An 8840-nucleotide genomic window follows, 5' to 3' on the forward strand; every position below is an offset into this window, starting at 1 on the left:
CCATTTAAGGTTCGGTTACCTCGGCCCGCTCCGAAGCGGACCGAATTCCCCACCTTCGACCGCCCCCCGGCCCCGCGCCGCGCCGTGACGGCGGGCGCCGATTGCGATAAAGCGGAAGGCCGCGCCACGATGGCGCCAAGAGCCCGGCGCCCGAAGACATCCCATGAGCACGCAGCGTCCCATCCGTCCGTCCCGCACCATCGGCGAGCCCTTCGAGGGCAGCCGCCTCAAGGCTGAGGTGCTCGCCATCGCCACCGGCCATGCCGGCCCGAAGGCGGACATCCGCCCGGCGGTGGTGGCGCGCCTCAAGCAGGCCCTCGCCGAGGGCCGGCGCGAGGCCGAGCGCCTGCTGATGGCCGACGGCTCCGGCCGCATGTGCTCGATCCGCCTGTCCGCCCTTCAGGATGCCGTGATCACCGCCGCCCATGAGGTGGCCACCACGGTGATGTATCCCATCGACAACCCCACCCGGGCCGAGCGCATGGCCGTGGTGGCGGTGGGCGGCTACGGGCGCGGCATGATGGCGCCCGGGTCGGACACCGACATCCTGTTCGTGCTGCCCTACAAGCAGACCGCCTGGGGCGAGAGCGTGGCCGAGGCCATGCTCTACATCCTGTGGGACCTCGGCCTGAAAGTGGGCCACGCCACCCGCTCCGTGGACGAGTGCCTGCGCCAGGCGCGCGCCGACATCACCATCCGCACCTCCATCCTGGAAGCCCGCTTCCTGGTGGGCGACAAGGCGCTGTTCGAGGACCTGGAGGCGCGCTTCGACAAGGAGGTGGTGGAAGGCACCGCCGCCGAATTCGTCGCCGCCAAGATGGCCGAGCGCGAGGAGCGCCTGCGCCGGGCCGGTTCCTCGCGCTATCTGGTGGAGCCCAACGTCAAGGAGAGCAAGGGCGGCCTGCGCGACCTGCACACGCTGTTCTGGATCGCCAAATACGTCTACCGCGTGCGCTCCACCGACGAACTGGTGCAGAAGGGCGTCTTCACCAAGGACGAGGCCCGCCTGTTCACCCGCTGCGAGGACTTCCTCTGGTCGGTGCGCTGCCACCTGCACTTCCTCACCGACCGGGCCGAGGAGCGCCTGTCGTTCGACCTCCAGCGCGAGATGGCCGAGCGGCTCGGCTATACGGAGCATCCCGGCCAGCAGGACGTGGAACGCTTCATGAAGCACTATTTCCTGGTGGCGAAGGAGGTGGGCGACCTGACCGCCATCCTCTCCGCCGCCGTGGAGGCGCGCCACGAGAAGAGCGTTCCCGGCCTCAAGGGCATGGTGGAGCGGCTGCGCGGCGGCCCCAAGCGCGTGAAGCTGAAGGAGAGCGCCGACTTCTGGATCGACCATGAGCGGCTCAACGTGATCGACGACGAGGTGTTCAAGCGCGACCCGCTGAACCTCATTCGCCTGTTCGCCATCGCCGACAAGCGCGACGTGAACTTCCACCCGGACGCGCTGCGCCTCGCCGCCCGCTCTCTCAGCCTCATCGACGCCAAGCTGCGCGAGAACCCCGAGGCCAACCGGCTGTTTCTCGACATCCTGTGCTCGAAGAACGCGCCGGAGGAGGTGCTCCGGCGCATGAACGAGGTGGGCGTGCTCGGACGGTTCGTGCCGGAATTCGGCAAGGTCGTCGCGATGATGCAGTTCAACATGTACCACCACTATACGGTGGACGAGCACCTGTTGCGCTGCATCGGCATCCTCTCGGAGATCGAGCGCAAGACCAATCCGGAGAACGGCCTCGCCAACGATCTGATGGCCACCATCAAGCCGCGCCACCTGCTCTATGTGGCGCTCTTGATGCACGACATCGCCAAGGGGCGGCCGGAGGACCATTCGGTGGCCGGCGCGCGCATCGCCCGCAAGCTGTGCCCGCGCTTCGGCCTGTCGGCGGCCGAGACCGAGACCGTGGCCTGGCTGGTGGAGCAGCACCTCGTCATGTCCACGGTGGCCCAGTCGCGCGATCTCTCCGACCGCAAGACCATCGAGAATTTCGCCGCCGTGGTGCAGAATCTCGACCGCATGAAGATGCTCACCGTGCTGACCACGGCGGACATCCGCGCGGTCGGCCCCGGCGTGTGGAACGGCTGGAAGGCGCAGTTGCTGCGCACGCTCTATTACGAGACCGAGCCGGTGCTGACCGGCGGCTTCTCGGAGGTGGACCGCGGCAAGCGCGTGCAGGTGGCGCAGGCGCAGCTCCGCCACGCGCTGGACGACTGGAGCGACGCGCAGTTCTCAGCCTATGCCGCGCGGCACTACCCGCCCTATTGGCTCAGGGTGGATTTGGAGACCAAGGTGCGCCACGCCCGCTTCATCCTCGCCACCGAGGAAGCGCAGAAGACGCTGGCCACCTGCGCCGAGATCGTGCCCGAGCGCGGCATCACCGTGCTCACCGTGCTGGCGCCCGACCATCCCAAGCTGCTCTCCGTGATCGCGGGAGCCTGCGCGGCGGCGGGGGCGAACATCGTGGACGCGCAGATTTCCACCACCACGGACGGGCTGGCGCTGGACACCATCGCCGTGCGCCGCGCCTTCGACCGCGACGAGGACGAGGAGCGCCGCGCCGGGCGCATCCGCGACGCCATCGAGAAGGCGCTGACCGGCGAGGTGCGCCTGCCCGAGGTGATGGCCAAGAAGCTGCCCAAGGCGCGGCGCACCTTCTCGGTGGAGCCGGAAGTCACGGTGAACAACGCCTGGTCCAACCGCCACACGGTGGTGGAAGTCTCCGGCATCGACCGGCCGGGCCTGCTGTTCGAGCTGACCAACACGCTCTCGCGCCTCAACCTCAACATCGCCTCGGCGCATGTGGCGACCTTCGGCGAGCGGGCGGTGGACGTGTTCTACGTCACCGACCTGATGGGCGCCAAGATCACCGGCGCGGCGCGACAGTCCACCATAAGGCGGGCGCTGATCGGGGTGTTCGAGGGCTCGTTCGACGAGGAAGAGCCGCCGAGAAGGGTGGGGCGGGGGTGAACGCCTCCGGAGAGTGACGCCATGCGACATCCTTCCTGCTGACGGCACGATCAATCGCGACGCGCTCGGCACCGCCCATCGCCCTGCTGTTCGCCGGGCTGACCCTGGCACATCCGTCCTCCCCGCCCTTGCCAGCCGCGCCGCGAGGCGGCAATGTCCGCGCTGAAAACGGCTGGCCCATGCAGGCGCGGGGCCGGCTCACCCATCAGGATACGGGACACCGCCAGATCATGATCAGGAGCGCTGGAAATTCCGCAGCGGCAGGAATGGGCAACGATACCGCGCGTTCGGCCGGAATGCTCACCCGCCGGTCGTTCCTCGCCGGCTCGGCCGTCAGCCTCGGCGCGCTGGGGCTCGCCGGCTGCGCCACGCCCGAGGGCATGACGCTGGCCGAGGCGCAGAAGGTCTACGGGCCGGTGCCCGACAAGAAGTTCGCCATCCCGGCGGTCGACGTCACCAAGGTCAGCCCGAAATATTTCCGCGCCACCGTGCCCTACGAGACCAAGGAAGCGGTCGGCACCATCATCGTCGATCCCGCCAATTATTACGTCTACCGCATCGAGGAAGACGGCAAGGCCACCCGCTACGGCGCCAATGTGGGCCGCGACGGCTTCCGCTGGAACGGTGACGCCTATGTGGGCCGCAAGAGCGAATGGGCCACCTGGACCCCGCCCAGGGAGATGATCAAGCGCCAGCCCGAGGCGGCCAAATGGGCCGGCGGCATGCCCGGCGGCCTCGACAATCCGCTCGGCGCCCGGACGCTGCATCTCTACCAGAACGGCAGCTACACGCTCTACACCATCTATGCCACGACCGACCCGGAGACCATCGGATCGGGCATCACCAGCGGCTGCGTCGGCCTGCTCACTCAGGACATGATCGAGCTGTACGACAAGACGCCGGTCAAGACCAAGGTGGTCGTCCTGCCGGCATGATGCCGGGCGGGACCGGGCGGCGACGGGCCGGCCTTGCGCAAGCATTTGCCGTTCAACCGCTCGTGCGCGCCGCATGGCAGCCTCCCGCCCCGCCCTCTTGCTGCATCGCAGCAATCCGCGCATTCTCGGGCGATCCCTGAAACAGCCTCGGCCCGCCCCCGATGCCCTTGTCCCTGCTCTCGCTCGCCGTTGCCGCCTTCGGCATCGGCACCACCGAATTCGTGGTCATGGGCCTCTTGCTCGACGTGGCCCGTGATCTTTCCGTCTCCATTCCCGATGCCGGCCTGCTGGTGTCGGGCTATGCGCTCGGCGTCGTCATCGGCGCGCCGCTGCTCGCCATCCTCACCGCCCGCCTGCCGCGCAAGGCGACGCTGGTCGGGCTCATGGGGCTGTTCATCGCCGGCAACGTGCTGTGCGCCCTCTCGCCCACCTACGGCCTGCTGATGGGCGCGCGCATCGTCACCGCCTTCTGCCATGCCGCCTTCTTCGGCATCGGCTCGGTGGTGGCCGCCGACCTCGTGCCGCGCAACAAGCGCGCCCAGGCCATCGCCCTCATGTTCGCCGGACTGACGCTGGCCAACGTGCTCGGCGTGCCGGCGGGCACCGCGCTCGGCCAGTGGCTCGGCTGGCGCTCCACCTTCTGGGCGGTGGTGGTCATCGGGGTGGCGGCGCTGATCGCGCTGGTCCTCCTCCTGCCCCGCCGCATCCCCATGAAGCCGAGCCGCATCCTCACCGAATTCCGCGTGCTCAAGGACCGGCAGGTGTTCCTCGCCATGGCCATCAGCGTGGTCTGCTCGGCCAGCCTGTTCAGCGTCTTCACTTATATCTCGCCGCTGCTGGCCCAGGTGACGCACCTCTCGCCGGAGGCCATCACCGGCGCGCTGCTGCTATTCGGCATCGGCCTCACTGCCGGCAACATGCTGGGCGGCCGGCTCGCCGACTGGCGGCTGATGCCCTCGCTGGTCGGCACGCTGATCGTGCTCATCGCTGTGCTCGGCGCCTTCGTCGGCACCAGCGCGCAGGCGGTGCCCGCGCTCGCGACGCTGCTGGTGTGGGGCGTGCTCGCCTTCGCTTTGGTGCCGCTGCTGCAATTGCGCGTGGTGGATACCGCCCATTCGGCCCCCAACCTCGCCTCGACGCTCAACCAGGGCGCCTTCAACCTGGGCAATGCCATCGGCGCCTGGATCGGCGCGGTCGCCATCACCCATGGCATCGCCTACCAGCATCTGCCGCTGGTGGGCGTGGCGCTGTCCGCCACCGCGCTGGGCTTGAGCCTCGTCTCCGCCCGCCTGGACCGCCCGGCCCTCAAGGTGGCGCGGGAAAGCTGCTGAGCGGCGCCCCGGCGGAACCCCTTACCCATTCGTTACAGGCGAAGAGAGAGCATTAACCCTTTCGGCAGCGGGCATCGCGCGAAGGTATCGGGGTCTGCGATTTTTACCAGCCCGCAACGGGCGCGCCCCTAGCGTCCGGGACGACGGCGGCCGGGGGGTCTGCCGCGGGAGCCGGAGCCGGCCGGGTTGACGCAACCTGACCGGCACACCGTCTCTAAACCTTTGAGCCCGCATCACCGGCCCGATTGCGCTGCAATCCCGCCGGTGCGGGCTCTGGCCGCCGGGTGAGGGTATGAAGGTTCTGCTGCTCAGGTTCCTGAAGGAGGAGCACGGCTCCACGGCCCTGGAGTACGGGCTGATCGCCGCCGGCCTGTCCATCGCCATCGTCACCGTGCTCACGCAGATCGCTTTGACGCTGGGCCGCCTGAAGGCCGCCGCCGCCTCGGCGAGCAACTGACCGCGCCATGTCCACCAGCCTTGCCGCCGAACTCATCGCCTCGGCCCTGCTGCCGGCGGCGCTGGTGGCGGCCCTCGCCAGCGATCTCGCCCGGCGCACCATTCCCAATCTGATCGTGCTGGCGCTGGTCCTCGGCTTTCTGGCTCTCGTCGGGCTCGGCCGGGTGCCGGATCTGGCGGTGCGGCTGGTCCTCGCCGGTGCCCTGCTGGCGGCGGGCTTCGCCTTGTTCACGGAAGACGTGATCGGCGCCGGCGACGCCAAGCTGGCGGCGGCCACCGCGCTGTGGCTCGATCCCACCCAGTTCCCGCTGTTCGTCCTGCTGTGCGGGGGAGTGGGCGGCCTGCTGGTGGGCGCGGTCACGCTCTCCGCCCGGCGCCGGGGCGATGGCGGCCTCACGCGCGGGCTGCCCTATGGCGTCGCTCTGGCTTTTGCCGGCCTCGTGCTGTTTCCCCACTCCAGCATCGCCCTCGCCGCTCCGTTCGGCGGCTGAACGCCGCTCCGGAGGCGCGCCCCGTCGCGCCCGCCGGGCGATCGTGCTACCTGCCTGTCCTGAAATCATCGGGAGCGCCGGACCGCGTCGGCCATCAATCCGACCCTGTTTGGCGGTCTGAGAGTGCGATTCCGCGCTCCGTGGGCTTCCGGCCCGCGGGGCTGCCTTTCGGGAGTGGTTCATGTCCCCTTGTTTCGCCCCGGCGGATGCGCCGAGCCTGCCCATCTGGTGCGTCACCCCCGACCGCCTCGCCGCCGCCCCGCTGCCGGACAGCGCCCGCCGCTTCGTTGAGAGCGCGGGCTTTGCCGGCGAGGCCGGCAAGCTGCTGGCGGTGCCTGCGGCGGACGGCGCGCTGGCCGGCTATCTGTTCGGGCTCGGCCCGGACGGCGATGCCTTCGCCGCCGGCGCCCTGCCCGGCCTGCTGGCCGCCGGCACCTACCAGCTGGTGGGCGACGTGCCGGCGCTCTCGCCGCTGGCCTTCGGCCTCGGCGCCTACCGCTTCGAGCGCTACCGCACGCGGCCGGCGAAGGAGGTGCGCCTCGTTCCCCCGGCCGGCGCCGACGCGGACGCCCTCGCCCGCACCGTGGAAGCGGTGACTTTGGTGCGCGATCTCGTGAACACCCCCGCCAATGACTGCGGCCCGGCGGAAATCGAGGATGCCGCCCGCGCCCTGGCCGCCCGCTTCGGCGCCGACCTCAACGTGGTGGTGGGCGACGCGCTGCTGGAGGAGAACTTCCCGCTCATCCACGCGGTCGGCCGCGCCGCCACCCGCGCGCCGCGCCTCATCGACCTGACCTGGGGCGATCCGGACGCGCCCAAGGTGACGCTGGTGGGCAAGGGCGTCGCCTTCGACACCGGCGGTCTCGACATCAAGACCTCCGCCGGCATGCTGCTGATGAAGAAGGACATGGGCGGCGCCGCCTCGGCGCTCGGCCTCGCCCTCATGATCATGGCGCGCGGCCTCAAGGTGCGCCTGCGCCTGATCATCCCTGCGGTGGAAAACGCCATCGCCGGCAATGCCTTCCGCCCCGGCGACGTGCTCAAGAGCCGCAAGGGCCTGTCGGTGGAGATCGGCAATACCGACGCGGAGGGCCGCCTGATCCTCGCCGACGCGCTGGCGCTGGCCGATGCGGAGGCGCCCGACCTGCTGATCGACTTCGCCACGCTCACCGGCGCGGCGCGCGTCGCCCTCGGGCCGCAATTGCCGCCCGCTTATACCGACGACGAGGCCCTCGCCTCCGACCTCGCCCGCCATGCGGCCAGCGAGAACGACCCGCTGTGGCGCATGCCGCTGTGGCAACCCTATGCGGCCATGCTCGACAGCAAGATCGCCGACATCAACAATGCCGGCGCTGGCGGCTTCGCCGGCTCGATCACCGCGGCGCTGTTCCTGAAGCGCTTCGTGGGCGCGACGAAGTCCTGGCTGCATCTCGACATCTATGCCTGGACCCCGTCCGCCCGGCCGGGACGCCCGGAAGGCGGCGAGGCCCAGACCATCCGCGCCCTCGATGCCCTGCTGGCCCAGCGCTATGGCTGAGGCGCTCCCCGACCGCCGGCTGCGGGCGGCGCGGCCGGACCTTGCGGCCGCCGCGCTCCAGGGCCTCGTGGACGCCCCCCGTTACGCGGTGGGCGAGGCGCGCCGGATTTTCGCCGACGTGGCCCCCCTGCGCCGGCAGCCGCGCCCGGACGCCATGCTGGACACCGAGGCGCTCTATGGCGAGACCGTCACCGTCTATGAGGACGATGCGGAAGGCTGGTCCTGGGTGCAACTGGGGCGCGACGGCTATGTGGGCTACATGCCGACCATCGCCACCGGCCCCCTCGGCCCGGCACCGACCCACCGGGTGAGCGCGCTGCGCAGCTTCCTGTTCCCGGGCCTCGACATCAAGCTGCCGCCGGCGGCCACCCTCGTCACCGGCGCGCTGCTGCATGTGCGCGACATGCGCGGCGCCTTCGCCGTCACCGACCGGGGGGCGGTGCCCGCCGGCCACGTGGTGCCGCTGGGCACGGCCGAGCCCGACTTCGTGGCGGTGGCGGCGCGCTTCCTCGGCACGCCCTATCTGTGGGGCGGCTGCTCCAGCCTCGGCCTCGACTGCTCCGGCCTCGTGCAGGCGGCGCTTGGCGCCTGCGGCGTCGCCGCGCCCCGCGACAGCGACATGCAGGAAGCCATGGTGGGAACAGCCGTGGACCCGGCCGGGCCGCTGCAACGGGGCGATCTGCTGTTCTGGCCCGGCCATGTGGCCATCGCGGAAGCCGCCGACACGCTGCTGCACGCCAATGCCCACCATATGGCGGTGGCGCGCGAGCCGCTCGTCCCCGCGCTTGCCCGCATCGCCGCCGCCGTCGGGCCGCTGCGCACCGTGCGCCGGCTAGGTGGTGTGGACAGTTACCTGATCCACAGGACGATGGCAGCGATTGTGACGATGGCGAGGTAGTTTCGCGCGGTCTTCTCGAAGCGGGTCGCGACACGCCTGAACTGCTTGAGCTTGGAGAAGCAGCATTCGATCAGGTGGCGCTGAGCGTAGAGGTGCCTGTCGAGGCTATGCTTCCTGGCGCGGGATGGATTGGACGGGATGACCGCCTGCGCGTTCCTTGCCGCGATTGTGGCGCGCAGGGCGTCGCTGTCATAGGCGGTATCGGCCATGACGGCCTGGGCGGG

General features: G+C 70.2%; 8 protein-coding genes. 7 read left to right on the forward strand and 1 reads right to left on the reverse strand.

Annotated elements, in window-relative coordinates; genetic code table 11:
* Positions 1–163: 163 nt before the first annotated feature.
* From YU1_RS0110800 to YU1_RS29020, 7 genes are all read left to right on the forward strand, one after another.
* Complete coding sequence (locus YU1_RS0110800) at positions 164–2968, forward strand: [protein-PII] uridylyltransferase (RefSeq protein WP_051356735.1); 2805 nt, start codon at positions 164–166, stop codon at positions 2966–2968.
* Between the two features lie 266 nt (positions 2969–3234).
* Positions 3235–3903 (forward strand): L,D-transpeptidase family protein, encoded by a 669-nt coding sequence (locus tag YU1_RS0110805; RefSeq protein ID WP_051356736.1) that lies wholly within the window; start codon positions 3235–3237, stop codon positions 3901–3903.
* A 161-nt stretch (positions 3904–4064) separates the two neighbouring features.
* Complete coding sequence (locus tag YU1_RS0110810; RefSeq protein WP_029004076.1) at positions 4065–5234, forward strand: MFS transporter; 1170 nt, start codon at positions 4065–4067, stop codon at positions 5232–5234.
* 292 nt (positions 5235–5526) lie between these two features.
* Positions 5527–5691, forward strand: coding sequence for a Flp family type IVb pilin (locus YU1_RS32640; RefSeq protein ID WP_035714860.1), 165 nt, complete (start codon positions 5527–5529; stop codon positions 5689–5691).
* A 7-nt stretch (positions 5692–5698) separates the two neighbouring features.
* Positions 5699–6181, forward strand: a complete 483-nt coding sequence (locus YU1_RS0110820) for a prepilin peptidase (RefSeq protein ID WP_051356737.1) — start codon at positions 5699–5701, stop codon at positions 6179–6181.
* A 181-nt stretch (positions 6182–6362) separates the two neighbouring features.
* Complete coding sequence (locus YU1_RS0110825) at positions 6363–7718, forward strand: leucyl aminopeptidase family protein (protein ID WP_029004078.1); 1356 nt, start codon at positions 6363–6365, stop codon at positions 7716–7718.
* Complete coding sequence (locus tag YU1_RS29020) at positions 7711–8616, forward strand: C40 family peptidase (protein ID WP_051356738.1); 906 nt, start codon at positions 7711–7713, stop codon at positions 8614–8616. Before YU1_RS0110825 ends, YU1_RS29020 begins: the two co-directional genes overlap by 8 nt.
* On the opposite strand, the gene YU1_RS0110835 is transcribed toward YU1_RS29020, so the two are convergent.
* On the reverse strand, positions 8568–8840 hold a 273-nt coding region (locus tag YU1_RS0110835; RefSeq protein ID WP_029004079.1), incomplete at its 5' end, for an IS5/IS1182 family transposase. The two genes, YU1_RS29020 and YU1_RS0110835, sit on opposite strands and share 49 nt — an antisense overlap.

It is taken from the genome of Azorhizobium doebereinerae UFLA1-100, from assembly GCF_000473085.1.
Lineage (GTDB): Bacteria > Pseudomonadota > Alphaproteobacteria > Rhizobiales > Xanthobacteraceae > Azorhizobium > Azorhizobium doebereinerae.

Bases quoted from the DNA above. Each gene is read 5' to 3' on its own strand.
- YU1_RS32640 (WP_035714860.1), top strand. From the start codon at position 5,527: ATGAAGGTTCTGCTGCTCAGGTTCCTGAAGGAGGAGCACGGCTCCACG.
- YU1_RS0110800 (WP_051356735.1), top strand. From the start codon at position 164: ATGAGCACGCAGCGTCCCATCCGTCCGTCCCGCACCATCGGCGAGCCC.
- YU1_RS29020 (WP_051356738.1), top strand. From the start codon at position 7,711: ATGGCTGAGGCGCTCCCCGACCGCCGGCTGCGGGCGGCGCGGCCGGAC.
- YU1_RS0110825 (WP_029004078.1), top strand. From the start codon at position 6,363: ATGTCCCCTTGTTTCGCCCCGGCGGATGCGCCGAGCCTGCCCATCTGG.
- YU1_RS0110805 (WP_051356736.1), top strand. From the start codon at position 3,235: ATGGGCAACGATACCGCGCGTTCGGCCGGAATGCTCACCCGCCGGTCG.
- YU1_RS0110810 (WP_029004076.1), top strand. From the start codon at position 4,065: ATGCCCTTGTCCCTGCTCTCGCTCGCCGTTGCCGCCTTCGGCATCGGC.
- YU1_RS0110820 (WP_051356737.1), top strand. From the start codon at position 5,699: ATGTCCACCAGCCTTGCCGCCGAACTCATCGCCTCGGCCCTGCTGCCG.